Annotated in this window: 26 protein-coding genes; 7 read left to right on the forward strand and 19 right to left on the reverse strand. The window is 56.4% G+C overall.

Annotated elements, in window-relative coordinates; all coding sequences use genetic code 11:
- Positions 1–2: 2 nt before the first annotated feature.
- Entirely contained in the window at positions 3–887 is an 885-nt protein-coding gene (fdxH, locus tag SK54_RS12540; RefSeq protein WP_015570476.1) for a formate dehydrogenase subunit beta, read from the forward strand.
- Entirely contained in the window at positions 880–1,536 is a 657-nt protein-coding gene (gene fdnI / locus SK54_RS12545) for a formate dehydrogenase-N subunit gamma (RefSeq protein WP_032102982.1), read from the forward strand. Before fdxH ends, fdnI begins: the two co-directional genes overlap by 8 nt.
- Positions 1,537–1,587: 51 nt before the next feature.
- Here the strand turns inward: fdnI and SK54_RS21975 are convergent, their stop codons facing one another.
- From SK54_RS21975 to ppk2, 3 genes are all read right to left on the reverse strand, one after another.
- Positions 1,588–1,911 carry a CcdB family protein gene (locus tag SK54_RS21975; protein ID WP_017382305.1) on the reverse strand — a complete coding sequence of 108 codons (324 nt, stop codon included), beginning with the start codon at positions 1,909–1,911 and terminating at the stop codon, positions 1,588–1,590.
- Complete coding sequence (locus SK54_RS22535; RefSeq protein ID WP_017382306.1) at positions 1,911–2,099, reverse strand: hypothetical protein; 189 nt, start codon at positions 2,097–2,099, stop codon at positions 1,911–1,913. The genes SK54_RS21975 and SK54_RS22535 overlap by 1 nt, the downstream gene beginning before the upstream one ends.
- 101 nt (positions 2,100–2,200) lie before the next feature.
- On the reverse strand, positions 2,201–3,019 hold the full coding sequence (gene ppk2 / locus SK54_RS12550) for a polyphosphate kinase 2 (RefSeq protein WP_017693386.1): 819 nt from the start codon (positions 3,017–3,019) through the stop codon (positions 2,201–2,203).
- A 161-nt stretch (positions 3,020–3,180) separates the two neighbouring features.
- Between ppk2 and araJ the strand changes: the two genes are divergently transcribed.
- Positions 3,181–4,356 (forward strand): MFS transporter AraJ, encoded by a 1,176-nt coding sequence (gene araJ / locus SK54_RS12555; RefSeq protein WP_032648381.1) that lies wholly within the window; start codon positions 3,181–3,183, stop codon positions 4,354–4,356.
- Positions 4,357–4,395: 39 nt separating this feature from the next.
- Here araJ and SK54_RS12560 read toward each other — a convergent pair whose 3' ends face one another.
- Positions 4,396–5,598, reverse strand: coding sequence for an NAD(P)/FAD-dependent oxidoreductase (locus tag SK54_RS12560; protein ID WP_048247315.1), 1,203 nt, complete (start codon positions 5,596–5,598; stop codon positions 4,396–4,398).
- Between the two features lie 130 nt (positions 5,599–5,728).
- Here SK54_RS12560 and SK54_RS12565 point away from each other — a divergent pair, with 130 nt between their 5' ends.
- Positions 5,729–6,238 (forward strand): RrF2 family transcriptional regulator, encoded by a 510-nt coding sequence (locus SK54_RS12565; RefSeq protein ID WP_015570482.1) that lies wholly within the window; start codon positions 5,729–5,731, stop codon positions 6,236–6,238.
- Between the two features lie 39 nt (positions 6,239–6,277).
- On the opposite strand, the gene adhP is transcribed toward SK54_RS12565, so the two are convergent.
- From adhP to SK54_RS12600, 7 genes are all read right to left on the reverse strand, one after another.
- The gene (adhP, locus tag SK54_RS12570) at positions 6,278–7,288 is read right to left on the reverse strand and encodes an alcohol dehydrogenase AdhP (RefSeq protein ID WP_006810706.1); all 1,011 of its coding nucleotides are present in this window, start codon (positions 7,286–7,288) and stop codon (positions 6,278–6,280) included.
- 196 nt (positions 7,289–7,484) lie between these two features.
- The gene (locus SK54_RS12575; RefSeq protein WP_048247317.1) at positions 7,485–9,194 is read right to left on the reverse strand and encodes an ABC-F family ATP-binding cassette domain-containing protein; all 1,710 of its coding nucleotides are present in this window, start codon (positions 9,192–9,194) and stop codon (positions 7,485–7,487) included.
- A 344-nt stretch (positions 9,195–9,538) separates the two neighbouring features.
- Entirely contained in the window at positions 9,539–11,236 is a 1,698-nt protein-coding gene (locus tag SK54_RS12580) for an NAD-dependent malic enzyme (RefSeq protein ID WP_048247319.1), read from the reverse strand.
- A 176-nt stretch (positions 11,237–11,412) separates the two neighbouring features.
- The gene (gene sra, locus SK54_RS12585; protein ID WP_000841561.1) at positions 11,413–11,550 is read right to left on the reverse strand and encodes a stationary-phase-induced ribosome-associated protein; all 138 of its coding nucleotides are present in this window, start codon (positions 11,548–11,550) and stop codon (positions 11,413–11,415) included.
- Positions 11,551–11,645: 95 nt separating this feature from the next.
- Positions 11,646–11,861 carry a biofilm-dependent modulation protein gene (bdm, locus tag SK54_RS12590; protein ID WP_015570485.1) on the reverse strand — a complete coding sequence of 72 codons (216 nt, stop codon included), beginning with the start codon at positions 11,859–11,861 and terminating at the stop codon, positions 11,646–11,648.
- 141 nt (positions 11,862–12,002) lie between these two features.
- Positions 12,003–12,524: a VOC family protein gene (locus tag SK54_RS12595; protein ID WP_048247321.1), complete on the reverse strand. Its 522-nt coding sequence runs from the start codon at positions 12,522–12,524 to the stop codon at positions 12,003–12,005.
- Positions 12,525–12,575: 51 nt separating this feature from the next.
- Positions 12,576–13,427 carry a Vmh family MBL fold metallo-hydrolase gene (locus SK54_RS12600; protein WP_023296660.1) on the reverse strand — a complete coding sequence of 284 codons (852 nt, stop codon included), beginning with the start codon at positions 13,425–13,427 and terminating at the stop codon, positions 12,576–12,578.
- A gap of 111 nt (positions 13,428–13,538) precedes the next feature.
- On the opposite strand from SK54_RS12600, the gene SK54_RS12605 reads away from it, so the two are divergent.
- Positions 13,539–14,426 (forward strand): LysR family transcriptional regulator, encoded by an 888-nt coding sequence (locus SK54_RS12605; RefSeq protein WP_023303768.1) that lies wholly within the window; start codon positions 13,539–13,541, stop codon positions 14,424–14,426.
- A gap of 69 nt (positions 14,427–14,495) precedes the next feature.
- Positions 14,496–14,924, forward strand: coding sequence for an OsmC family protein (locus SK54_RS12610; protein ID WP_003857069.1), 429 nt, complete (start codon positions 14,496–14,498; stop codon positions 14,922–14,924).
- A 23-nt stretch (positions 14,925–14,947) separates the two neighbouring features.
- Here the strand turns inward: SK54_RS12610 and SK54_RS12615 are convergent, their stop codons facing one another.
- The gene (locus SK54_RS12615) at positions 14,948–15,853 is read right to left on the reverse strand and encodes a LysR family transcriptional regulator (RefSeq protein WP_047717483.1); all 906 of its coding nucleotides are present in this window, start codon (positions 15,851–15,853) and stop codon (positions 14,948–14,950) included.
- Between the two features lie 137 nt (positions 15,854–15,990).
- On the opposite strand from SK54_RS12615, the gene SK54_RS12620 reads away from it, so the two are divergent.
- Positions 15,991–16,740 carry an SDR family oxidoreductase gene (locus SK54_RS12620; RefSeq protein WP_048247323.1) on the forward strand — a complete coding sequence of 250 codons (750 nt, stop codon included), beginning with the start codon at positions 15,991–15,993 and terminating at the stop codon, positions 16,738–16,740.
- Here SK54_RS12620 and SK54_RS12625 read toward each other — a convergent pair.
- Genes SK54_RS12625 through SK54_RS12655 form a run of 7 tightly spaced genes read right to left on the reverse strand, consistent with a single transcriptional unit; the run spans position 16,737 to position 23,565 of the window.
- Entirely contained in the window at positions 16,737–17,663 is a 927-nt protein-coding gene (locus SK54_RS12625) for an oligopeptide/dipeptide ABC transporter ATP-binding protein (RefSeq protein ID WP_045345153.1), read from the reverse strand. The two genes, SK54_RS12620 and SK54_RS12625, sit on opposite strands and share 4 nt — an antisense overlap.
- Positions 17,656–18,642: an ABC transporter ATP-binding protein gene (locus SK54_RS12630; protein WP_032648372.1), complete on the reverse strand. Its 987-nt coding sequence runs from the start codon at positions 18,640–18,642 to the stop codon at positions 17,656–17,658. Before SK54_RS12630 ends, SK54_RS12625 begins: the two co-directional genes overlap by 8 nt.
- Positions 18,639–19,535 carry a D,D-dipeptide ABC transporter permease gene (ddpC, locus tag SK54_RS12635; protein ID WP_006810694.1) on the reverse strand — a complete coding sequence of 299 codons (897 nt, stop codon included), beginning with the start codon at positions 19,533–19,535 and terminating at the stop codon, positions 18,639–18,641. Before ddpC ends, SK54_RS12630 begins: the two co-directional genes overlap by 4 nt.
- Positions 19,532–20,554, reverse strand: coding sequence for an ABC transporter permease (locus SK54_RS12640; protein WP_003857077.1), 1,023 nt, complete (start codon positions 20,552–20,554; stop codon positions 19,532–19,534). Before SK54_RS12640 ends, ddpC begins: the two co-directional genes overlap by 4 nt.
- A gap of 23 nt (positions 20,555–20,577) precedes the next feature.
- A complete protein-coding gene (locus SK54_RS12645) occupies positions 20,578–22,110 on the reverse strand; it encodes an ABC transporter substrate-binding protein (RefSeq protein ID WP_003857078.1) in 1,533 nt (510 codons plus the stop codon).
- A gap of 15 nt (positions 22,111–22,125) precedes the next feature.
- The gene (gene ddpX / locus SK54_RS12650) at positions 22,126–22,698 is read right to left on the reverse strand and encodes a D-alanyl-D-alanine dipeptidase (protein WP_017382319.1); all 573 of its coding nucleotides are present in this window, start codon (positions 22,696–22,698) and stop codon (positions 22,126–22,128) included.
- 12 nt (positions 22,699–22,710) lie between these two features.
- Positions 22,711–23,565, reverse strand: coding sequence for a MurR/RpiR family transcriptional regulator (locus SK54_RS12655; protein WP_023303764.1), 855 nt, complete (start codon positions 23,563–23,565; stop codon positions 22,711–22,713).
- Positions 23,566–23,665 lie beyond the last annotated feature (100 nt).

Genomic DNA, 23,665 nt, shown 5'->3' on the forward strand with positions numbered 1-23,665 from the left:
AAATGGCGATGGAAACACAAGACATTATTAAACGCTCCGCGACCAACCCGATAACGCCCGCGCCTCGTGCGCGGGATTACAAGGCAGAAGTCGCCAAGCTGATCGATGTCTCCTCCTGCGTGGGCTGTAAGGCCTGCCAGGTGGCCTGCTCGGAGTGGAACGATATTCGCGACGAGGTGGGGCACTGCGTTGGGGTCTATGACAATCCTGCTGATCTGAGCGCCAAGTCCTGGACGGTGATGCGCTTTAGCGAAACCGACCAGAATGGCAAGCTGGAGTGGCTGATCCGTAAAGACGGCTGTATGCACTGTGAAGATCCGGGCTGCCTGAAGGCATGCCCGTCTGCCGGGGCAATCATTCAGTACGCCAACGGGATCGTCGACTTCCAGCAGGATAACTGCATCGGCTGCGGTTACTGTATTGCAGGTTGTCCGTTTAATATCCCGCGCCTCAATAAAGAGGATAACCGGGTCTATAAATGCACGCTGTGCGTCGATCGCGTCAGCGTCGGCCAGGAGCCTGCCTGCGTGAAGACCTGTCCTACCGGGGCGATCCACTTCGGCACCAAAAAAGAGATGCTGGACGTGGCGCAGCAGCGGGTGGATAAGCTCAAAGCGCGCGGCTATGACAAGGCCGGGATTTATAACCCGCAGGGCGTGGGCGGTACGCACGTCATGTATGTTCTGCACCACAATGACCAGCCGGAGCTGTATCACAATCTGCCGAAAGATCCGGCGATCGATACCTCGATCAACCTCTGGAAAGGGGCGCTTAAGCCGCTCTCAGCGGCGGGCTTTATCGCCACCTTTGCCGGGCTGATTTATCACTACATCGGTATCGGGCCGAATAAAGAGGTGGATGACGACGAGGAGGAGCATCATGAATAAGTCGAAAATGATAGTGCGCACAAAATTTGTCGATCGCGCCTGTCACTGGACGGTGGTCATCTGCTTCTTCCTGGTGGCGGTATCCGGCATTTCGTTCTTTTTCCCGACGCTACAGTGGCTCACGGAAACCTTCGGGACACCGCAGATGGGGCGCATTCTGCATCCGTTCTTCGGCGTGCTGATTTTCGTGGTGCTGATGTTTATGTTCGTGCGTTTCGTTCATCACAACATCCCTGACAAGCAGGATATTCCCTGGATTAAAGGGATTGTTGAGGTTCTGAAAGGCAACGAGCATAAAGTCGCGAAGGTGGGCAAATACAACGCCGGGCAGAAGATGATGTTCTGGACCATCATGAGCATGATTTTCGTGCTGCTGGTAACCGGAGTGATTATCTGGCGTCCGTATTTTGCCCAATATTTCCCGATCCAGGTGGTGCGCTACGCACTGCTGATCCACGCGACCTCGGCCATTATTCTGATCCACGCCATCCTGATCCATATGTATATGGCCTTCTGGGTGAAAGGATCGATTAAAGGCATGATTGAAGGGAAGGTGAGCCGCCGCTGGGCGCAAAAACACCATCCGCGCTGGTATCGGGACGTCGAGCGTCTTGAAGCGCAAAAAGAGAGTTCGGAAGGGTTGAAGTAAACCTCGCGCCGTCGGCATTGTCCGGCGGCGCTGCACTTGCGCGGCTCTGAGCTACGTATTGGTAATTAACGCATCAATTCCTGCAAGAACACTACTTCTTGCACTGCGCAGATTACATACATAATTCTTATTATTAAGTTTCTTTGTCTCCACGTGTGTGATGTTGGCTGTATTAAGAAAATATGTCTGGAATTCAATGTTCACCAGTGGCGTTGCAGCGTTTGAATGTCCTCTTAAATGATTGTGATAGCTTAACGGTACAATAAGTCTCGTTGATAAGTCGTCATAAAAATCGTGCTGAATAATCATAAAATAGGGCTGGTATTCACGCGTTCTGTCTGATGGGTTGCGATAAACGTCAAACTGAAAACACATCAAAGCCCTCCAAAATAAGGGTCATCCGATAATAGCCCTGCTTTGGCCGTTAATTCATTCATCGCTTTAATAAATCCCTGATCCTGTTGATGCTGTCGCTTGTGCTCTGCTGTTGTAGAGAGTGGGCGAGGCTTTTTCCCCGTAAAAGGCTTTGTTGTAACACATCTTTCTGTGCGGTTCGGTTTCATGTTTTCTCCTTTGTTGGTGCGGTCATTATCAACCGCAGCCAACAAAAAACAATACTGTTTCCCCTGGTAATCTACATTATGCGAGCCGTCTTCCAGTAATATCAAAACCGCTCTGCAATATAGCGGAAGGGATATTTTGTAGGCTTCACTTTGCCGATCTTGCGTTTCGGTAAATCCACTTTGTCTACGTGAATTTCTTTATAGGGGATCTGGGAAAGCAGATGCGAAATAATATTCAGCCGCACCCGTTTTTTATCTTCTGAGCGCGCCACAAACCACGGCGCCCAGGCGGTGTCGGTCGCTTTAAACATCGCGTCGCGGGCGAGGGTATACTCATCCCACAGATTGAAAGATTTAATATCCATTGGAGACAGCTTCCAGATCTTGCGACCATCATTAATGCGATCGCGAAGGCGTCGCTCCTGCTCTTTTGGCGTTACTTCAAGCCAGTATTTCAACAAAATGATCCCGGCATCGACCATCGCTTTTTCCATCACCGGCGTTCCATCAAGAAATTTTTCGGCCTGCTCCTCGGTACAGAAACCCATGACTCTTTCCACGCCCGCACGGTTGTACCAGCTGCGGTCAAAAATAACGATTTCCCCGGCAGAGGGCAGATGGGGAACGTAACGCTGAAAATAGAGCTGACTTTTCTCTTTATCGGTGGGAGCCGGTAACGCAACAACGCGAAACACCCGAGGGCTGACGCGTTCGGTGATGGCTTTGATGACGCCGCCTTTACCGGCGCCGTCTCGTCCTTCAAAAACAATACAGACCTTTAACCCTTTGGCGACCACCCATTGCTGGAGCTTAACCAGTTCAACATGGAGGCGGCGAAGCTCTTGCTCGTACGCTTTGGTTTTGAGCGGCGCGTTTTTAACGACATCATCAACAACACGGGTTTTCTTCTTACTGACCATGGTGGGTCTCCCTTTGTATCCGGTCGCGGGATCGAGGCCGTACTAAGAGTGTAATCGGCCTGAATGAATGGATTAATGTGTCAGAAATCTGATTTGAACTGGTTCACCATACAAGTTTAATCAATAATGCACGCTGCATATTTTTTAACAGTGGTCGCGGTATGAAAAAGACAATTTTTTCGTTAGCACTGGGTACCTTTGGCCTGGGGATGGCTGAGTTTGGCATTATGGGCGTGCTGACCGAGCTGGCTCATGATACGGGCATTTCGATTCCCTCCGCCGGAAATATGATTTCGTTTTACGCTTTTGGCGTGGTGATCGGCGCGCCGATTGTGGCGCTGTTCTCCAGCAAATTTTCGCTGAAAACAACGCTGCTGTTTCTGGTGGCGATGTGCGTCGTCGGTAACGCGCTCTTTACCTTCTCTGACTCCTACGTGGGGCTGGCGGCGGGGCGCTTAATCTCTGGTTTCCCGCATGGCGCGATTTTCGGAGTGGGGGCGATAATCCTGTCAAAAATCGCGCCGCCGGGTAAAGTGACGGTCGCTGTGGCCGGGATGATTGCCGGGATGACCGTTGCCAACCTGCTTGGCGTGCCGCTCGGGACGTGGCTGGGACATGAATTTAACTGGCGTTACACCTTCTTTTTGATTGCGGTCTTTGACGCGCTGGTGATCCTGTCTGTTCTGCTGTGGGTGCCTGACATTCACGACACGACAACCACCCGGCTGGCAGAACAATTCCACTTCCTGAAGAAACCGGAACCGTGGCTGATTTTTGCCGCTACGATGTTTGGCAATGCCGGGGTGTTTGCCTGGTTTAGCTTCGTGAAGCCGTTTATGGTCAACGTGTCAGGCTTTTCTGAGGGCGTCATGACCGTGATCATGATGCTGATGGGGCTGGGCATGGTGCTGGGAAATGTCTTCAGCGGCAAGCTGTCGTCACGCTTTAGCCCGCTGCGCATTGCTGCCACCACCGACCTGGTGATTGTGGCTTCGCTGCTGGCGTTGTTTGCCTTTGGCGAGCTTAAAACAGCTTCACTGGTCATGGGATTTGTCTGCTGCGCCGGGCTGTTTGCGCTCTCTGCGCCGCTGCAAATTCTGCTGCTGCAAAATGCGAAAGGCGGCGAGATGCTGGGGGCCGCAGGCGGGCAAATGGCGTTTAACCTCGGCAGCGCAATTGGCGCCTATTTCGGTGGATTGATGATTACGCTCGGCTTTAGCTGGAGCTATGTCACGCTGCCGGCCGCGATTTTATCCTTCTCTGCGATGACCTCTCTGCTGATGTATGGTTATTTATGTGCCAAAAAGCGTCAGGCCAACGCAGGTGCGCTGGCCTGATTACACACTTTGCCCGCTGGTCGCGGGCGCAGAAGGGGACTAAACGAATTTCGCTAGCGGGTCAGCGGCGGCAAAAGCGACCGCTTTGTCTGCTGCTGGCGGGTAAATCAGTTCGTTGGTGATGGCGACTTTGATCTTTTTGCCTTCCTCGCGCACGGATTTAACGCGCTGTTCCCAGCCCTCGGTGTATACCGCGCCCCAGCCACCCAAATCCAGACAGGTGACGTAGTTCACCTGACGGTAAGGGTACGGCTCCAGATTTAACAGGCTGGCCGCCGCGTTGTGTCCGGCGAATTTCCCCAGCTGGATCGCGTGCTGGCAGGTCATCAGCGCCGTGTTGCCCGCATCGTCCGTTTTGGCGTGCGCCATATCACCCGTCGCGTAAACCTCCGGATGCGCAGGAACCTGCAACGTGTCGTTGACGATCAGCCGTCCCTGAGTATCGCGTTCCCCGTCAATTTGCAGGCTGAGGAGGTTAGCTTCTACCCCTGCCGTCCACACTACAGTGGCGCTGGCAATCCGCTCTCCGTTTTTCAGCGTTACGCCGCTGGCATCGATGGCTTCAATTTCACTGTTTAAACGCCATTCAACGCCGAGCGCGTTGCTTGCTTCTTCAATTGTGTTACGCAGCGCCTCGCTATAACGCCCGCCGATGGTTGCACCTCTTTCAACTACGATTACTTTAGTCTTTGTATCAGCGCCGAAGCGAGTACGGAGTCGGGCAGGGAGTTCCGTTGCCAGTTCGATGCCGGTAAAGCCGCCGCCACACACGACCACGGTATTACGCTCCGGGGTGGAGGGGCGCGAAACCAGCGAATCAAGATGCTGCTCGAATAATCTGGCGGAGTCGAGTTGGTCGATATCAAATGCGTATTCAGCCAGACCGGCAACAGGAGGACGTTTAGTCTGGCTACCGGTTGCGAGGATCAGACGTTCCCAGGCGACGTCAGCAATCGCGCCGTTTGAATCGCGATACAAAACGGTTTTAGACGAGGTATCAATACGTTGTGCTTCGCCCGCAATAAAGGCGATACCCAGCTCAGCAAACAGTTCGGTCAGCGGCGCGACCATCGTCGACACGTTCTCTTCATAAAAGCGTGGGCGAACGCCTAGCTCCGCAACAGGGGCCAGCACGGCAATGCTGAGGCTATTGTTACCCGCCAGAGCAGAAAGGCGCGCGGCGCTGACCGCAGCCCACATACCGGAAAACCCACTACCCACAATTAAAATCTGCTTTTTCATACTCGATCCTTTAGTGCGTCAGGCTGTATGTCTGACATAACTGCCACTATACTTGTCGGAGTTAACTGCGACAACTTCTTTCTGAGTTAAAAATCGTTATAATGCAGCGAACAATGACCCGGAGTGAGCCATGGCGTTTTACAGTTCTGGTGTGGAATATGGCATTCATAGCCTGATGTGTATGGTGGATGCAAAAGGCAATGAACGTGAGATGAGCGTCCGGGAGATGGCGGCCTTGCAGGGCGTGCCGTACGACTATCTTGGAAAAATCTTCACCCGTTTATCACGCGCGGGGCTGGTCATCAGCACCGAAGGCAAAGGGGGAGGCTTCCGGCTGGCGCGTCCGGCCGAGCTGATCAGCGTGCTGGACGTGGCGCATGCCATTGACGGCGAGAAGAATATGTTTGAGTGTCGGGAAGTGCGTCAGCGCCTGGCGGTGTTTGATGAAACGCCACCTGCCTGGGTCTGTGACGGCCCGTGTGGGGTGCGCTCGGTCATGGACAGCGCGCAGCAGCGGATGGAAGAGGAGTTAGGGCGCCATACCATCCTGGATCTGGCGCGGAAGATGTATCGAAAAGCGCCGGACACGTTCCAGATCGAGGTTCAGGAATGGATTTCCGATCGCCGTTCGTCCACATGAAAAGCCGGGCAGGGCAGAGCCGATACCCGGCCACCGCGGTTAAGAACGTAAATCAATCACCATACGGCCACGGATCTGGCCCTGTTCCATCTCTTTGAAGATGGCGTTGATATCTTCCAGTGGGCGCATTGTAACTTTCGGTTTCACCTTACCTTCAGCCGCAAACTGGAAGGCTTCGAGCAGATCCTGACGGGTACCCACCAGGGAACCCACTACCTGAATCCCATCGAGGACCAGACGTGGAATATCCAGGCTCATCGCTTCCGGCGGCAGGCCTACAGCCACCACGCGGCCTCCGGCGCGAACTGCGTCAACGGCAGAGTTGAAGGCCGCTTTCGCTACCGCCGTCACCACCGCCGCATGTGCACCGCCGGTTTTCTCCTGAATCACTTTTGCCGCATCTTCACTGCGGGAGTTCACGGTTAAGTCTGCGCCCATGCTGGCAGCGAGCTTCAACTGCTCGTCATTCACGTCAATGGCGATAACCTTCGCATTGAAGACATTTTTGGCGTATTGCAGCGCGAGGTTGCCCAGACCGCCCAGGCCATAGATCGCAATCCACTGGCCGGGTTTGATGTCAGAGACTTTTACCGCTTTGTAGGTGGTGACCCCGGCGCAGGTGATGCTGCTGGCCGCCGCAGAGTCCAGTCCGTCCGGAACTTTAACCGCGTAATCCGCGGTTACGATGCACTCTTCCGCCATGCCGCCGTCAACGGAGTAACCCGCGTTTTTCACGTCACGGCACAGCGTTTCGTTGCCGGTATTACAATATTCACAGTGGCCACAGCCTTCGAAAAACCACGCCACGCTTGCACGATCGCCTACTTTTAGCGACGTGACGCCAGGACCAATCTCTTTGACGATACCAATCCCTTCGTGGCCGAGGATCACCCCGGTTTTGTCGCCAAAATCGCCATTCTTAACATGGAGATCGGTATGGCAAACGCCACAGCACTCCATCTTCAGCAGCGCTTCACCATGTTTGAGCGCGCGTAAGGTTTTTTCTGTGACATTAACCTGATGATCCTGAGTGACAACAGCAGCCTTCATGTGTTTCTCCTTTCATGATGAGTATCTGCATAGCAGGTCTGATTACCCATTAAGGATTAATACTTTGGCGCTGTAATGCAAGGCAACCGCAACATAATGTCATTATTTGATGCATTTTCGGATTAAGAAAAGGCTGTACCCCTCATAAATTGGGGTGAAAAACACTGGCCCGGCGACGTCACCGCCGGGCTCAGATTTACAGTTGCGCTTCTATCACCTCAATCTCTTTTCGCCATTGCGCCTGTAACTGCGGTTTTTGATGTTTTGGCTTGCGCGCCAAATCTTCTTCCAGCAGCGTTTCCAGGGCAACCAGGCGTTCGAGCAGATCGTCAGACGCTGAAGAGGGTGCCTTCAATGCGTTATTCGATGCCTCAGGTACAACCGGAGCGGTGTCCTCACGCAGGCGCTCAAACACCGCCTCCGCATCGTGCCATTCGCTCAGCCTGCCGTCCTCAATCAGCCAGAAGCGGTTACAGCTCTGGCTAATTAACTGACGATCGTGGCTCACCAGCAGCACTCCGCCTTCAAACTGTTGCAGCGTTTCCGCCAGCGCCTCTTTGCCTTCCATGTCCAGGTGGTTGGTCGGTTCATCCAGCATCAGCAGGCTATAACGGGCAAGCGTCAGGCCGACGAACAGCAGGCGCGAACGTTCCCCGCCGCTCAGCGTACTGACTTTTTGCCCGTGACGCGCCCAAGGGAACCCGGCACTGATGAGCGCCATTTTACGGGTCTGCGGATCTGGCGCGAAAGGCTCCAGCGCATCAAGCAGCGCCGCATCATCTGGCAACTGGTGCAGCGTCTGGTCGTAGTAGCCGGGTGAGACGCGCGGATGACGCTTAAGCCGCTCGTCCGCGATCTCGTCGCGAAAATGTCGCCAGATAAGCTTCAGCAGCGACGATTTTCCGCAGCCGTTACGACCCACAATCGCCACGCGATCGCCGCTCTTCAGCCGCGCGCTGTCGAGAGTAAACAGGTCTGGCAGACCCGGCGCCGGGGGGACGCCGAGGTGAGTCATTTCCAGCAGACGGTCGGCGCGAAGCGCGTCCCCGCGCAGGGTTAAGGTCCACGGGCTTCCCGCCGTCAGTTCCGTCTGGGTCTCTTTCAGGCGTTCGACCTGTTTTTCCATCTGCTTAGCCTTACGGGAGAGATCTTCGTTGTCATAGACCTTGCCCCAGGTCGCGAGACGCCGTGCGCTGGCCGTGACGCGGTCGATCTCTTTTTGCTCTGCCTTATGGCGCAACGCATCGCTTTCGTCTTTTGCGTCGAGCGCCAGACGGGCGGCAGTGCAGGGAAGGGCAAAGGCGTGCAGCGTTTTATCGCGCAGGATCCAGCTGCCGTTGGTTACCGCGTCCAGCAGTTGCCTGTCGTGTGAGACCAGCACAAAGCTGCCGGACCAGTTTTGTAGAAACTGCTCCAGCCACAGCAGGGTCGGCAGGTCAAGGTGGTTGCTCGGTTCGTCCAGAAGCAGCAGATCCGGATCGCTTATCAACGCTCGTGCCAGCAGCAACCGCGTATGCTGGCCGCCGCTCAGCGTGGCGGAGGTTAACGCCGTTTCCTGCGTCGTGAAGCCCATTCCGGCCAGCAGCGTCTCGGCTTTCCAGCGCAAACTGTCGCGCTCACCGATCGGCAGCTGCGCCAGCACCGCATCCAGCATGGTCAGGGGATAAAGGGCCTCCGGCAGATGTTGTTCCACGCGCGCCAGTAGGCAATGCCCCGCCAGTGAAACGGTTCCGGCAGCAGGGGACTGCGTCCCGTCGAGGATTTTCAGCAGCGTACTTTTTCCGCAGCCGTTATCACCCAGCAGGCCGATGCGATCGCCTTTTTTCAACGTAAAGGAGAGAGAGTCGAAGAGCGTGCCGAACGCCGTATCAACGCGTAAAGAATGTGCAGTGAGTAAAGTGCTCATTGTTGCTTACCCAGGAGTTACAGGCATGTTTATGCCTCGTCAAACATCGCTGACGATAACTCAGTAAGCCCGAGAGAAGGGATTTCAGGGGTTGGTGTCTTCGCTCAAGCGGAAGTTATCGCAGCACGATACCGATAACGCTTGAGCTGGTGCGATCACCAAATGTATGTGAAACATTGAAAATTTCACAGTACAGCATAATTGGCCTCCTTATATATTCAGTAGGTTAATGGATGAAGGGAGTGTAGCGGGGGAAAATGGGTTTGGCTAGTGGGAGGTGCCGTATATTCCCCTCACCCTAACCCTCCTCCCCAAAGGGGAGAGGGCTGGGTGAGGGGCAATGCTTAAATAGAAGTACGACGATAGCTACGGTATTCCGGCATCCAGAAATTATCGTCAATCGCCTGCTGCAACGCATCGGCAGAGGTTTTCACCGCGACGCCTTGCTGCTGCGCCATTTTGCCTACCGCGAAGGCAATTGCGCGGGACACTTTATGAATGTCTTTCAGCTCCGGCAGTACCAGGCCTTCACCGTTATTCACCAGCGGTGAGTGACCTGCCAGCGTTTCGCTCGCGGACATCAGCATTTCGTCGGTGATGCGTGACGCGCCGGAGGCGATAACCCCCAGACCAATACCCGGGAAGATATAGGAGTTATTGCACTGTGCGATGGGATAGAGTTTGTCCTTCCACAGCACCGGATCAAACGGGCTGCCGGTCGCGACCAGTGCCTTACCTTCTGTCCAGGCGATGATATCCTGCGGCGTTGCCTCCACGCGTGAAGTCGGGTTAGACAGCGGCATCACGATAGGGCGTTCGCAGTGCTTGTGCATCTCGCGAATAATCTCTTCCGTGAAGAGGCCGGTCTGCCCGGATACGCCGATCAGAATGTCCGGCTTCACGTTGCGCACCACGTCAAGAAGCGAGAGCACTTCGTTATCCGTATCCCAGTTTTTCAGGTTTTCACGCTTCTGCACCAGTTTGGTCTGGAACGGGAGCAGGTTTGGCATACCGTCGGTCAGCAGGCCAAAACGGTCCACCATAAAGACGCGGGAGCGAGCCAGCTCTTCGCTTAAGCCTTCGCGCTGGGTCTGGGCAATAATTTGCTCGGCGATGCCGCAGCCCGCGGAGCCTGCACCCAGGAAGACAATTTTCTGATAGCTGAGCTGGCTGCCTGCCGCACGGCTCGCGGCAATCAGCGTCCCCACGGTCACTGCCGCAGTGCCCTGAATGTCATCGTTGAACGAGCAGATCTCATCGCGGTAGCGGTTCAGCAGCGGCATGGCGTTTTTCTGTGCGAAGTCTTCGAACTGCAACAGCACGTCCGGCCAGCGGTGCTTCACGGCCTGGATGAAATCATCAACAAACTGATAGTACTCGTCGTCGGTAATGCGCGGGTGACGCCAGCCCATGTACAGCGGATCGTTCAGCAGTTGCTGGTTGTTGGTCCCCACGTCCAGCACAACCGGCAGGGTGTAGGCCGGGCTGATCCCGCCGCAGGCGGTATACAGCGAGAGCTTACCGATGGGGATCCCCATCCCACCAATGCCCTGGTCGCCAAGGCCCAGAATACGTTCGCCATCGGTTACCACGATCACCTTGATGTTGTGATTAGGCACGTTTTGCAGAATGTCGTCCATGTTGTGACGGTTCTGATAGGAGATGAACACGCCGCGGGAACGACGGTAGATCTCTGAGAAGCGTTCACACGCCGCGCCGACGGTTGGGGTGTAAATGACGGGCATCATTTCTTCGAGATGGTTCTGCACCAGGCGGTAGAAGAGGGTTTCGTTGGTGTCCTGGATATTACGCAGGTAGATGTGCTTATCGATTTCGGTTTTAAAGCTCTGATACTGGATCCAGGCGCGTTCCGCCTGTTCTTCAATGGTTTCAACCACTTCAGGCAGCAGACCCAGCAGGTTAAAGCTGCTGCGCTCTTCCATGCTAAAGGCGCTGCCTTTGTTCAGAAGGGGAAACTCCAGTAAAACCGGACCGGCGTAAGGAATATAAAGGGAACGATGTTTTTTCAGTTTGTTGTCCATGTCACTCACTCTTTTTAAGAAGATCCGTCCCTGACACTGCTGTTTGTCATCTTTTTGGCCTGTGCTACGGGGTGCGGTCGGGCGGTATTATAAAGGAGCTAAATATTAATTACCGCAACACATAAACAAAAACACCACCGGGGTAACCGATGGTGTTGTGGATTTCGTACTGGAACTTACTTGCCTGCCTGACGTTTCCTGCCGGTGGCGTGGGTCACTTGCGTTTCGCTCCCCTCTTCAATAACCACTTTGCGCTGGTTTGAGAGCTTGTAGTTCAGTCCCAGAATGTGGCGTGCCTGACGGTTCGATTTCATATTAACTCCTCAATCCCGTTGATAGTTTTAAGGACAAGTTTGCTCACGCAAACGAAATGTAACCCCTTAGGTTGCAGATCCAGCTTAGCAGGTTTTTACAAAGGTGCATTTTGCCCGCTAACGACATAGTTGATGGTTTGCTGGTAGATGTCACTGAGGATGTCATTGTCTGTGGCTTCCACCCACCTGGTCAGTTCCATCAAAATGTCATCTTCGGTAACAACACCGTGCTCCGCCTGAAGACCCTGCGCAATCGCGTTAACGAGTTCGGGTTGTGCTGCTGTGGTATGTGCCGGGTAATAAGTAAACATGCTGCCTCCGTGTCGTTGTCTGTTTAATGTTACGGCGTGCAAAATCGTAATTCGCATTCAGATTGGCAAATATTTTCGCCGTTGTGGTTCAGATTCGTCCTGGAAATAAAAATATCATCTCCCGTAGCACAGAAATAAAATTCAGGGTTTCCAGCGGCGTAAATTTGTCGTTTTTTCATAAGGCATGGGCGTTGGCCAGGAAATCAATTCTACACTGCTGCCCCAGGGGGTTTGCCCATAGCAGAAAGCATTACCTTCACCTTGCTCATCCGGAAACGTGAGCGGCTTTGGCGCGGTAAACATCTCCCCGCCAGCAGCGGTGAAAGCGGCTATCGCCTTATCAAAATCATCAACATAAACAGCAAAATGCTGGAGGCCAAAGTCGCTGGCGCGGGCGGGCATTCCCTGTTCAGGGCCATGCATTTCGAAAAGTTCTATGCCGGGTCCGTGGGGCATGACGAGCATGCGAATGGCGTGAATTTTTGTGCCGGGAAATAATTTTAAGGTGTGCTGCTGGGCGGGCTGATCAATATTATCGGTTTGCGCATCGACAGAATGATATAAAACCTGGGCGTCGAAAGCGCGTTCAAAAAATAGGGTGGCTTTTTCAATGTCGGGCACCGTAATACCGATATGGTCGATGCCCCTTACTGAAGATGGCATAGTTAACTCCTGCTATAAAAAATTTAAATATAGCAGGAGATAATCAGGCTATTACCACTTCATTTCGCCGGTATTCACTTTGGCACTCAGTTCCAGCGAACTGGCTTCCGCCAGATTCGGCCACTGTTTTTTCATTGTGTTGATGACGCCGGTTGACGCTTTATCTGCCGTGAGGGCCTGTTCAAACTGCTGTAGATAGCGACGGGTAAAGTCGATAGCGCCGGTACCTGCTGGCGGTGTCCCCAGGTAGTGGCCCGGAATAACGTGTTCGGGCTTAAGGGCTGCCATGCTATCCAGCGTCTGCTGCCACTGTTTGCGGCTTTCCGGCGTTTGGGTATCTGCCGTCCAGACGTGAATGCCCCATGAGACGCCCGTGCCGCCGAGGATGGTTTTTGCGGATGGGATCCAGACATACGCCGCATAGCTCTCAGGCTCTTCAATATTCACTCTCTCACCGTCAATCATAAAGGTGGTTGAGGCAAGCACTTGCGGCACGTAGAGCTGCGTCGGCGCGCCGTCTTTCATCTGTGGCCCCCAGAAGGCGAGCTTCGCGTCTTTTGTGGCCTTGATATGGTCCACCACCTGTTGCGTGGCGACAACTTTGGCATTAGGGAAGGCTTTCACCAGCGGTTGCAGGCCGAAATAGAAATCCGGATCGCCGGAAGTGATCACGATTTTGTTCAGCGTTTTACCGCTGTGGCGAATTTTTTCTACCAGCGCTTCGCCATCTTTCACGCTGAACTGGGCGTCAAACAGTACCGCCTCTTTCGGGCCAGACACCAGGGTGGAAGAAACGGCAAAAATGCCTTTTTCCTGCGGGTTGTACGTATCAACGGTCAACGGCGCGGCAAAGACGGCCGGAGTGAAAAGGGTTGTCAGTAAAGCAAGGCGGGCGATGGTCATGGTCATCTCTCTGTTCTTCAGGAAAGTCTCTATTGTACGGATCTCTTCATTTGCCAGAATTCCTGAAACAGGAGATGCTTAGTTTCATAAATCGAGCAAATGGAGGTCAAAATGGATCGCGTTATTGCCGCCCAGGTGTACAACCGCATCTGTGAGCTGGGGAGTTTAAGCGCGGCGGCGCGGGCGCTGGGGATCTCCCGTCCGATGGTGAGCCGTTATCTGGAGCAGATGGAGAAGTGGGCCGGGGCGCGGCTGGTGAACCGCTCCACCCGCAAGCTGACGCTGACGGCGGCGGGAGAGAAGGTCCTGCAAAAGACGCGTACGCTCTCGCAAATTTCTCAGGAAATTGAAGATCAGTCAGTGAAGGATTTACCCTCAGGTACGCTTCGCGTCGCCTGCGCGCATTTCACCGCGATGCAGATTATCGCTCCGGTGCTGCCCGATCTGTTGCAGCGTTACCCTCAGCTGCGCATTGAGCTGGATGTTAATAACCATCCGGTAAGCCTGGTGGGCGAGCGAATTGACGTGGCGATCCGCATCACCGATAACCCCGAACCGGGCATGATCGCCCGCCGACTGGGAGAGTGTCGATCCGTACTTTGCGCTTCGCCGCACTACCTTGCCAGCCGGGGCGTTCCAGAGCAGCTGGAGGACTTAGCACGGCACAACTGCCTGCATTACAGCTTTTTTGCCGGTCAGTCGTGGCGTTTTTTGACGCCCGAAGGGGAGCCGATCACGACGGCGGTCAGCGGCAATCTCAGCGCCAGCATCTCGTCACTGCTGATGGAGGCGGCGATAAACCACTGTGGTATTGCCATGCTGCCCGAGCGCGAGGCCGACGCGGCGCTACGGCAGGGCAGCCTGGTGCCGGTGCTCAGCGCCTTTACGCCAAAACCGATCGGTATTTTTGGTATTTATCAGTCGCGAGACTATCAGCCTGCGGCGCAGCGTGTGTTCCTCGACGCGCTGGCAAACCACCTTGCCACGCGCTCGGACTAATCTGTCTTACCTGCAAAATGGATTATGCGTCCTATACTTATCCCTTTGTAAGCCAAAAGGAGAGCAAGAATGACGATTCATAAGCACGGTTCAGCACACTGGTCTGGCGACATCAAACGCGGCAAAGGGACGGTCTCAACAGAAAGTGGCGTCCTAAACCAGCAACCTTACGGCTTTAACACCCGCTTCGAGGGCGAAAAAGGGACCAACCCGGAAGAGCTGATTGGCGCAGCGCACGCGGCCTGTTTCTCTATGGCCCTGTCGCTAATGTTGGGCGAAGCGGGTTATACCGCCGACTCCATCGATACCACGGCGGATGTCTCGCTGGATAAAACCGACAGTGGTTTTGCCATCAGCAAAGTGGCGCTGCAAAGCAAGGTGACGGTACCGGGTATCGATCCGCAGCAGTTCGACGGCATTATTCAGAAAGCGAAGGCGGGTTGTCCGGTGTCGCAGCTGTTGAAAGCCGAAATCACGCTGGATTACAAACTGAACTGATATCTGGCCGGGCAAATGCCCGGCTAACCTTTCACCGCCGCAGGGAAGACCTCGGCAAGCCACGCAATAAACACTCTCAGGCGATGTGTTAAATGCCGACTCTGTGGATAGACTACGTGAAAAGGATACGCCTTAGGACGCCAGTCGCTCAGGATCTCTACCAGCGCGCCCGTTTCCAGATGCGTTCTCGCAGCATAGCCAAACGTCTGAATAATCCCTAAACCCGCCAGCGCCGCGGCCAGGTGTGCGTTGCTTTCATTGACTCCAAGATGGTGCGGAACGCTGATCTCCAGCGGTTCACCCCGATCGAGGAACCGAAACGGGAATGCGCGTCCGGTAACGGGGGAAAGGTAGCTAATCAGCTTATGGCCGTTGCGCAGCTCCTGCGGATAGGCAGGGATGCCGTGAGTCTTAAGATAGCCCGGCGTCGCGCAGGCTATCATCCGGGCGTCACCGATATGCCGGGCGATAAGCGAAGAGTCATCCAGCGGGCCGCCGCGGATCACGCAGTCTACGTTTCCACTGATTAAGTCTACCGGACGGTCGGCTACCCCCAGGTTGATGCGCAGGTCCGGGTAGCGCTGAAAAAAATCCGGCAGCAGGGGGATCAACACGTCCCGGGCGGTTGACCCCCCCACGTCGATACGCAAATGGCCTTTAGGCGTGCAGCACGATGCGCGAAAGGCGGTATCAATGTCCTCTATATCAATTAATACCCGCAGCGCTTTCTCGTAGTATTCCATGCCTTCTGCCGTCGTGACCACCCGGCGCGTAGTACGATGCAGCAGCCGTGTTTCCAGGTGCGCTTCAAGTGATTTTACCAGCTTACTCAGCGTAGCTATCGGCATGTTCAGGGAGTCTGCCGCTCGGGTAAAGCTTCCGGATTCAACCACCCGCGTAAAGGCGCGCATTGCCATTAGCTGATCCACACAGATCTCCTCTGATTATTTCCTGCTGTGAAAATTCATTTTCATTTTTGCCCGTTTATCACGAATCCCGCAAGATCTAAAGTCTGCCTGACGCGGGCAAACGCTCCTCTTTTACATCACAACAGAAGGTTATGAGTATGAATACAACGCTTGCAGGAAAAATCGCTCTGGTGACCGGCGGCAGCACCGGTATTGGTCTCGCAACGGCACAGGAGCTGGCGGCGCAGGGAGCGAAGGTCTATATCACCGGACGTCGTCAGGCCGAACTGGATGCTGCGCGGGCAGACATTGGCGCCGCGGCGGTAGCTATCCGCGCGGACGTCTCCAGAATGGCCGAACTGGATGCGGTTTACGCGCAGATTGCTAAAGAAGAGGGACGACTCGATATTCTGTTCGCCAACGCCGGGGGCGGCGACATGCTGCCGCTGGGCGCCATCACCGAGGAGCAGTTTGACCGGATTTTTGCCACCAACGTGCGCGGCGTGCTGTTTACCGTCCAGAAAGCGCTGCCGCTGCTCTCCTCTGGTTCATCCATTATCCTCACCGGATCGACGGTTTCGATTAAGGGGACGGCGAATTTTAGCGTCTACAGCGCCAGTAAAGCCGCCGTGCGTAACTTTGCCCGCTCCTGGGCGCTGGACTTACAGGGCCGCGGGATACGCGTCAACGTCGTCAGCCCTGGCCCCGTGAAAACGCCCGGTCTTGGCGATCTGGTTCCCGAAGAACAGCGTCAGGGATTATACGATGCGCTGGCGGCCCAGGTGCCGCTGGGTCGCCTGGGCGCACCGGGCGAAGTCGGAAAAGCCGTGGCGTTTCTGGCGTCCGATGCCGCCAGCTTTATAAACGCCACGGAGCTGTTTGTCGATGGCGGGATGGCGCAAATCTAGCGGTTACGCCAGCAGCGTACGCTTCGGTCTCCGGCTGCGGGCTGAAGCGGCTGCGGCCGTTCGCATCCTTCAACTGCCAGCGGGCAGCGGTCGCGGAAGTAGCAGCCATCGGGCAGGCGGCGATTACCGGGGAGATCGGTTTTGCGTAATGCCAGATCTTCGTCCAGCGGTTCTCCGGTACGGGGAACGGAGTCAAGCAGCAGCTGCGTATACGGATGCCGTGGCTTGCCCAGCACCTGGTCCGCCGGACCCAGCTCCACGATCTGCCCCAGATACATTACCGCCACCCGGTCGCTCATGTGACGGACCACCGAGACGTTGTGCGAGATCAGCACGTAGGTCAGATTTCGCTGCTGTTGCAGGGCAACCAGCAAATTGAGGATCTGCGCCTGGACGGAAATATCCAGCGCGCTGGTGGGTTCATCCAGCACGATGATGTCCGGATCCGAAGAGAGCGCCCGGGCAATAGCGATGCGCTGGCGCTGTCCACCCGAAAACGCATGCGGCAGGCGGTCAAGATATTCCGCCCGAATGCCCACCTGCTGCGCCAGCGTCTCAGCCAACTGACGACGCTCCCGTTCGCTGCGGCGTTGCTGTATCCACACCGGCTCGGTAATGATGCGCCAGACGGGTAAACGCGGGTCGAGGGACGAGAGCGGGTCCTGAAATACCATCTGCATACCGCCTGCCGCATTCGCGCGCTGACAGGCACCGGTACTCGGTTTGAGCATGCCCATCAGCAGCTGCGCCAGCGTGCTCTTTCCGCAACCAGATTCCCCCACAACGCCCAGCGTTTCGCCGCGATGGATCCGGAGATCCATGCCGTTGAGGGCGTGTACCTGCTCCGTCACGCGCCCCAGCCAGTTTTTGCGCGCAGGAAAATTCACATGCACGCTATCCAGTTCCAGCAGTACCTCAGACATGGCGTGTCTCCTGTTGTGGGTACCAGCAGGCAGCCTGCTGGCCTTCTGCGCCCGTGGAAATTAAGCGCGGCGTTTCGCTGCATTTCGCCCCGGCAGCAAAACAGCGTTCGCGAAAGGCACATCCGCGCGGGAGGTGGCTGAGGTTAGGCACCGTGCCGGGAATGGCCGGGAGGATCTCGCGCGGTTCACCATTTTCCGGGGCACACCGCAGCAGGCCAATCGAATAGGGATGCACAGGATGGTGGATCAAGGTCTGCGTGCTGCCGCTTTCGATCACGCTGCCCGCGTACATAACGTACATCCGGTCACAAAGCTGCGACACCACCGCCATATCGTGACTGATAAACAGCACCGACGTCCCGCTGGCGCGCGCTTTGTGTTTCAGCAGACGCAGCACCTGACGCTGAACGGTCACGTCCAGCGCGGTGGTCGGCTCATCGGCAATGATCAGCTCCGGCTCGCAGGAGAAGGCAAGGGCGATCATCACCCGCTGGCGCATGCCGCCGGAAAGCTCAAACGGATAGCGATCCATCACCTGTGCCGCATCCGGGATTTGCATCTCGCCCAGCAGGGCGATCGCCTTCTGCTGCGCGTCGCGGCGGGAAAGCGACTGATGCTGGCGGATCACCTCCACCATCTGCCTGCCAATCCGGCGCGTGGGGTTGAGCGCCGTCATCGGCTCCTGAAAAATCATCGCCACCCTGGCGCCGCGCCACTGACGAAGCTGTTTTTCCGACGCGTTCAGGACATCTTCACCGAGCAGCGTGACCCGTCCATGGTGAATATGGTAACTGCCTTCCGGCAGCAGGCGCATCGCCAGCATCGCGGTAACCGATTTTCCCGAGCCGGATTCGCCCACCACGCCGACAATTTCACCCCGGCCAATCTCCAGCGAGACGTGGTTGAGCGCGTGGACGTCACCGCGAAAAATGGGGAAGCTCAGGTGCAAATCTTCAATTGATAATACGGAATCACTCATGACTGCTTCCCTCCTGATTTGGGATCCAGCAGGTCGCGAAGACCATCGCCAAACAGATTAAACCCAACTGCCGTGATCAGAATTGCCGCCCCCGGAAACGCGCAGTACCACCACTGGTCAAGCACGTAGTTACGCCCCACGGCCACCATCGCGCCCCATTCGGCGGTGGGTTGCTGCGCGCCTAATCCAATAAAGCCCAGCGTGGCGGCCATCAGAATGGCGCTGCCGATATCCAGCGATGCCTGAACGATCAGCGGCGGCAGGGCGTTACGCAGGATATGCCAGCTGATCAGGTGCCAGCGCGATGCGCCAAAGGTGCGGGCGGCCTGTACGTAGGTGAACTGGCGCACCACCAGCGTTTGCCCGCGTGCCAGCCGCACGTAAAACGGAATGCGTACAATCGCAATCGCCAGCATTGCGTTAAACAGGCTTGGGCCGAGCGCGGCGGCTAGCGCCATCGTCAGCACCAGCGAGGGGATGGAGAGCATAATGTCCATGATACGCATAATGATGGCGTCGCCGCGCCCGCCGAGTACGCCGGACAAACAGCCGAGCAGAGAACCGATGCCGCCCGCAATCACCACCACCGCCAGCCCCGCCGTGATGGACTGCTGGCTGCCCACCAGCACGCGACTGAACAGATCCCGGCCTACCTCATCGGTGCCAAACCAGTGCTGGGCTGAAGGCGCCTGCAATCGCGCGGTCAGATCCAGCGCGTTCGGATCGTGCGGGACTATCCACGGCGAGACCACCATCATCAGCAGCATCACGATCATAATCACCCCGCCGATCAGCGTGAGCGGGCTTTTGCGTAACATCCAGAACAGCTTTGCCCAGTTGATGCGCTGTTTGGCGGTGCTGACGGGGACGGGCGTTTCCTGAGTTAACATCATTCGGCACCTCCGCGCCCGATTCGCGGGTCGATCCACAGATACAGCAGATCCACCACCAGATTGACGAAGACATAGGCCAGCGATACCACGACCGCGAAGCCCATGACGGCAGGGAAGTCCAGCGCCTGAATGGAGGTCACCACCCAGGCTCCCATTCCCGGCCAGGCAAACACGGTTTCGGTAAGGACTGCCCCATACAGCAGATCGCCCAGCGCCAGCCCGAGCACGGTAATGGAGGGGATCATGGCGTTGGGTAAGGCGTAGCGCAGCACGATGTACCAGCCCGGCAACCCGCTCGCGCGGGCGGTACGAATATAATCCTCGCTCAGCTGCTCCAGCATCGCGGAACGCACCTGACGCGCCACAATACCCAGATGCACAAAGGCCAGGGTCAGGGAGGGTAGAATCAGGTGCTGTAGGGCGTTGAAAAACACCTCGCCGTTGCCTTCCAGCAGGGCGTCCAGCAGATAAAAGCCGGTAACGTGGGCAGGCGGATCGAGCCAGTCGTCCAGCCTGCCGCCGCCGGGCAGAATTTGCAGTTGCCCGTAGAACAGAACGATTACCCCCAGTCCCAGCCAGAAGGCAGGCGTCGAGATGCCCGTCATCGCCATCAGTCGCACCAGGTGATCCAGCCAGCGGTTACGGTACACCGCCGATAAAATGCCCAGCGGTACGCCAATCACCAGCGCCAGCAGCAAAGAGCAGAAGGCCAGCTCCAGCGTGGCGGGGAAAAAGGCTTTCAAATCTTCCGCAACGGGGCGACCGGTGCGAATGGAGGTGCCCAGATCGCCGTGCGCCAGCGCCTCTACATAGCGGCCAAACTGAATATAGAGTGGTTGATCCAGCCCCAGCTGCTGGCGGATGCCCTGCACGATTTCATCGCTGGCGCGGTCACCGGCCAGCAGGCGGGCCGGATCGCCGGGGATCAGGTGTGAAATAATAAAAGTAATAATACAGACACCGGCCACCACCAGGATTAACCCCCAGCAGCGCTGGCGCACGATGCTCCAGAACGTCATACACTTCCCCCCGGCGTGGGCCGTTACTTACTCATGGTGGCGATGTTAAAGACCTGCTCAAGCATCGGATTAAAGGTGAAGCCTTTGACCTCTTTGTTCATCGCCAGCTGGTAGTTCTTCTGGAACAGATAAACGTAAGCCGCCTCGTCAATCACCACTTTCTGCGCCTGCTGGTAATCTTTGGTGCGTTCCGCCTGATCGGTGGTTTTCAGTGCCGCCTGCAACAATGCATCGACCTCTTTGTTCTCATAGAATGAGCGGTTACCCGGCAGCCCTTTTTTGTCCGATTCAAACCAGTAGTTCATGAACATGTACGGGTCAGCGAAGTCCGGGCTCCAGTTACCAATCGCAATGTCATAATCACCTTTGCCGACGCGGTCGCGCATGGTGGCGTTCGCCAGTTTCTCGAGCTTGACGTTAATCCCCAGCTTGCCCAGGCTCGCCTGCGTGGAGAGGGCGATAGGCTCCCAGTTCGGGTCGTTATCGGAGTAGAGGAACGTCAGGCTGGCCGGTTTATCGTTGACTTTCTCCAGCGCCGCTTTGGCCTTAGCCTCGTCAAAGCTGTACTGCATGGCGTTCGCATCGAAGCCCCACATGCCCTCCGGGATCGGGCCGCGCATCTGCTTGCCGTTCCCGCTGAGAATGCCTTTCACCATCCCCTGATAATCGGTGGCCCAGGAGACCGCGCGGCGCAAATCCACCTGATTCATCGGAGGCTTACTGTTGTTCAGATAGAGGTAGGTCACCCGCAGGGACGGGTATTCCGCCACGGCCACTTTGCCTTCCTGCTTCAGAGCGGCAAGCTGATCCACCGGCAGGGCGTCGGCGATATCCAGATCGCCACGGGAAAGTTGCAGGCGACGCGAGGCGCTTTCACCGATAATCTTCACCGAGACGCGCTTGAAGTGCGGCTTTTCACCCGGCCAGTGTGGGTTGGGCACCATCACCAGCTGCTGACCTTTCCGCCAGCTTTTCAGCATAAACGGTCCGGAACCCGCGGTGTTTTGCGCCAGGAAACCGCGCGCGTCGTCGGCGGCATTGGCTTTCAGCACCGCCGGGTTGACGATCGACGCGCCGTCATTGGCCAGCGTGTAGAGGAACGGGGCGAACGGCTGGCTGAGGGTGAATTTCACCGTATGTTCATCCACCGCGTCCACTTTCAAATCTTTCGGGAACGCTTCGGAAGGTCCCTGATTAATTTTCAGCAGACGTTCAAACGACAGCTTGACCGCTTCGGCGGTCACCGGCGTGCCGTCGGAGAATTTTGCATTATCTGCCAGGGTGAACGTCCACTCTTTCTGGTCGTCAGACGCCTTCCAGCCCGTCGACAGATCGCCTTCCACCTCCGTGGTGCCAGGCTTGTATTTCACCAGACGCTGGTACGAGGGGTAGGTCACCGTCCAGTCGTTGTTATCGATAGTGACCGCCGGATCCAGCGTTTGCGGATCGGCAGCTTTCCCAATCACCAGCATATCTTTTGGCACCGCCGCCAGCGCGAGAGGGGCGCTCAGGGCGAGCGTAGCGGCAATCAGGGTTGTAAGCAGCGTAGTTTTCATGGCCGGGCTCCAGAATTAGAGTGAGTGTGTGGTCGGATAACAGGCGAACTGGTCATCTAACAGCGGGTAGCTGGCGGCGTTCGGCAGTTCGAAATGCCACCACTCGCTGCTGATGCCCACAAAACCGCCGCCGTACATCACGGCGTTCAGGAGCAGACGATTTCGCTGCGCCTCGGGCGGAACGGAAGGGTGCCAGGCATGAGAACGGTCGTGCATTTCGTCAAACCCGGCGCCCATATCCAGCACGTTGTCGTGTTCATCCATCAGCGTGACGTCAATGGCGGTGCCCCGGCTGTGGTTAGAGCCAATTGCGACATCCACCACGTATTCCGGATTGGGGCAGGCATCCCAGAGTTGCGACTGCGCCTGCTGGGGGCGGTAGGCGTCGTAAACCACCAGCTTCAGACCGGCCAGCGCGGCGATGCTGATCGCTTTCGCCAGCGCGGTGGCGGCATCCGTATGCAACAGGCACGCGGCGTGCTGGTAGATCGGGCGGCCGGTGATGTTATCGGCGGTCGCGTATTTCAGATCGATATGCAGCGTGGGAAAGGTTTTCGCCACATCAATCAGTTGACTCTCTTCAGGCATAGCTCCGCTCCTTTAGCGTTCAAATTGACCAAACTCTTGTTGTAGTTGTCGGTTGATTGCCAGACGTTCCGGCAGCGCATCGCCCAGCGCCTCCACAACGCCCGACAGCAGCAGGTTGAAGAGACAGCTCACCGGCGCCAGCGAATCCCAGAAATGGCCGGTATCGGTCTTCACCTGGAGTAAATCAATCGGGTAATCCCGCGCCCACGGGCACCAGATATCGGTGATCAGCGCCATCGCCAGGCCTTTTTCGCTCGCCACGCGGCAGTACTGGCGGGCAATGGCGGAGTAGGCGCGGGTATCCGTCAGCACGATATACGGGTTCGCAAAGCCGGAGTTAAGCGACTCCACCCAGCTACCGGAGAGCCCTTCGGAATAGCTCACCCGCGGGCGCAGATACTCCAGATGGCTGAAGAACGCATTGGCGATCCCGCGCGTGGACTGGATCCCCAGCACGAAGACGGCGTCGGCATGGGTAAGTTGCTGGACCACCTGCCTGAACGTTTCGCTTTGCGCCAGCTGGTAGACATGGGCAATGGCGTCCACCTCCAGCGACAGGGAGTGCTGAAGGCGACCCGACAGCGGCTGTTGCTGCTTCCAGGAGTCGAGACGCTCGTTAATGCCCCAGGGCTGGTGGGGATCGCGCAGGCTTTTTTTGGCGTCGTCCAGGTTGCGATAGCCCAGCTTGCGCAGAAAGCGTCCGACGGTGATCCCGCTGGTTGCCGTGGCCAGTGCCACGCTCTCTGCCGTTTCAAAGGGGATCTGCCCGACGTGCGCCAGCATCCAGCTTGCCACCCGCTTTTCGCTCGGGGTGAGCTGGCTAAAGGTCGCTTCGATACGGCTCAACACCTCAGGTTTGGTCGTCATACCGCCTCGCTGTTAACTGGCTGTCAAAGGCCGGGATTCTGTTACCGGATTAACAATGCAGGACGCGTGCCATGTTCACATTGCGGCGAAAACGCGCTGT

The sequence above is a fragment of the Enterobacter sp. MGH120 genome (assembly GCF_001037725.1).
GTDB lineage: Bacteria > Pseudomonadota > Gammaproteobacteria > Enterobacterales > Enterobacteriaceae > Enterobacter > Enterobacter hormaechei_C.

Excerpts from the sequence above, each read along its gene's own strand:
- ddpC (WP_006810694.1), bottom strand. The coding sequence starts at position 19,535 with ATGATGTTAACTCAGGAAACGCCCGTCCCCGTCAGCACCGCCAAACAG.
- sra (WP_000841561.1), bottom strand. The coding sequence starts at position 11,550 with ATGAAATCGAACCGTCAGGCACGCCACATTCTGGGACTGAACTACAAG.
- SK54_RS12560 (WP_048247315.1), bottom strand. The coding sequence starts at position 5,598 with ATGAAAAAGCAGATTTTAATTGTGGGTAGTGGGTTTTCCGGTATGTGG.
- SK54_RS12580 (WP_048247319.1), bottom strand. The coding sequence starts at position 11,236 with ATGGACAACAAACTGAAAAAACATCGTTCCCTTTATATTCCTTACGCC.
- SK54_RS12600 (WP_023296660.1), bottom strand. The coding sequence starts at position 13,427 with ATGACCATCGCCCGCCTTGCTTTACTGACAACCCTTTTCACTCCGGCC.
- SK54_RS12630 (WP_032648372.1), bottom strand. The coding sequence starts at position 18,642 with ATGAGTGATTCCGTATTATCAATTGAAGATTTGCACCTGAGCTTCCCC.
- SK54_RS22535 (WP_017382306.1), bottom strand. The coding sequence starts at position 2,099 with ATGAAACCGAACCGCACAGAAAGATGTGTTACAACAAAGCCTTTTACG.
- SK54_RS12655 (WP_023303764.1), bottom strand. The coding sequence starts at position 23,565 with ATGACGACCAAACCTGAGGTGTTGAGCCGTATCGAAGCGACCTTTAGC.
- SK54_RS12575 (WP_048247317.1), bottom strand. The coding sequence starts at position 9,194 with ATGAGCACTTTACTCACTGCACATTCTTTACGCGTTGATACGGCGTTC.
- SK54_RS12620 (WP_048247323.1), top strand. The coding sequence starts at position 15,991 with ATGAATACAACGCTTGCAGGAAAAATCGCTCTGGTGACCGGCGGCAGC.
- SK54_RS12605 (WP_023303768.1), top strand. The coding sequence starts at position 13,539 with ATGGATCGCGTTATTGCCGCCCAGGTGTACAACCGCATCTGTGAGCTG.
- ddpX (WP_017382319.1), bottom strand. The coding sequence starts at position 22,698 with ATGCCTGAAGAGAGTCAACTGATTGATGTGGCGAAAACCTTTCCCACG.
- SK54_RS12610 (WP_003857069.1), top strand. The coding sequence starts at position 14,496 with ATGACGATTCATAAGCACGGTTCAGCACACTGGTCTGGCGACATCAAA.
- SK54_RS12625 (WP_045345153.1), bottom strand. The coding sequence starts at position 17,663 with ATGTCTGAGGTACTGCTGGAACTGGATAGCGTGCATGTGAATTTTCCT.
- ppk2 (WP_017693386.1), bottom strand. The coding sequence starts at position 3,019 with ATGGTCAGTAAGAAGAAAACCCGTGTTGTTGATGATGTCGTTAAAAAC.
- SK54_RS12565 (WP_015570482.1), top strand. The coding sequence starts at position 5,729 with ATGGCGTTTTACAGTTCTGGTGTGGAATATGGCATTCATAGCCTGATG.
- bdm (WP_015570485.1), bottom strand. The coding sequence starts at position 11,861 with ATGTTTACTTATTACCCGGCACATACCACAGCAGCACAACCCGAACTC.
- SK54_RS12595 (WP_048247321.1), bottom strand. The coding sequence starts at position 12,524 with ATGCCATCTTCAGTAAGGGGCATCGACCATATCGGTATTACGGTGCCC.
- SK54_RS12640 (WP_003857077.1), bottom strand. The coding sequence starts at position 20,554 with ATGACGTTCTGGAGCATCGTGCGCCAGCGCTGCTGGGGGTTAATCCTG.
- fdxH (WP_015570476.1), top strand. The coding sequence starts at position 3 with ATGGCGATGGAAACACAAGACATTATTAAACGCTCCGCGACCAACCCG.
- SK54_RS21975 (WP_017382305.1), bottom strand. The coding sequence starts at position 1,911 with ATGTGTTTTCAGTTTGACGTTTATCGCAACCCATCAGACAGAACGCGT.
- adhP (WP_006810706.1), bottom strand. The coding sequence starts at position 7,288 with ATGAAGGCTGCTGTTGTCACTCAGGATCATCAGGTTAATGTCACAGAA.
- fdnI (WP_032102982.1), top strand. The coding sequence starts at position 880 with ATGAATAAGTCGAAAATGATAGTGCGCACAAAATTTGTCGATCGCGCC.
- SK54_RS12645 (WP_003857078.1), bottom strand. The coding sequence starts at position 22,110 with ATGAAAACTACGCTGCTTACAACCCTGATTGCCGCTACGCTCGCCCTG.
- araJ (WP_032648381.1), top strand. The coding sequence starts at position 3,181 with ATGAAAAAGACAATTTTTTCGTTAGCACTGGGTACCTTTGGCCTGGGG.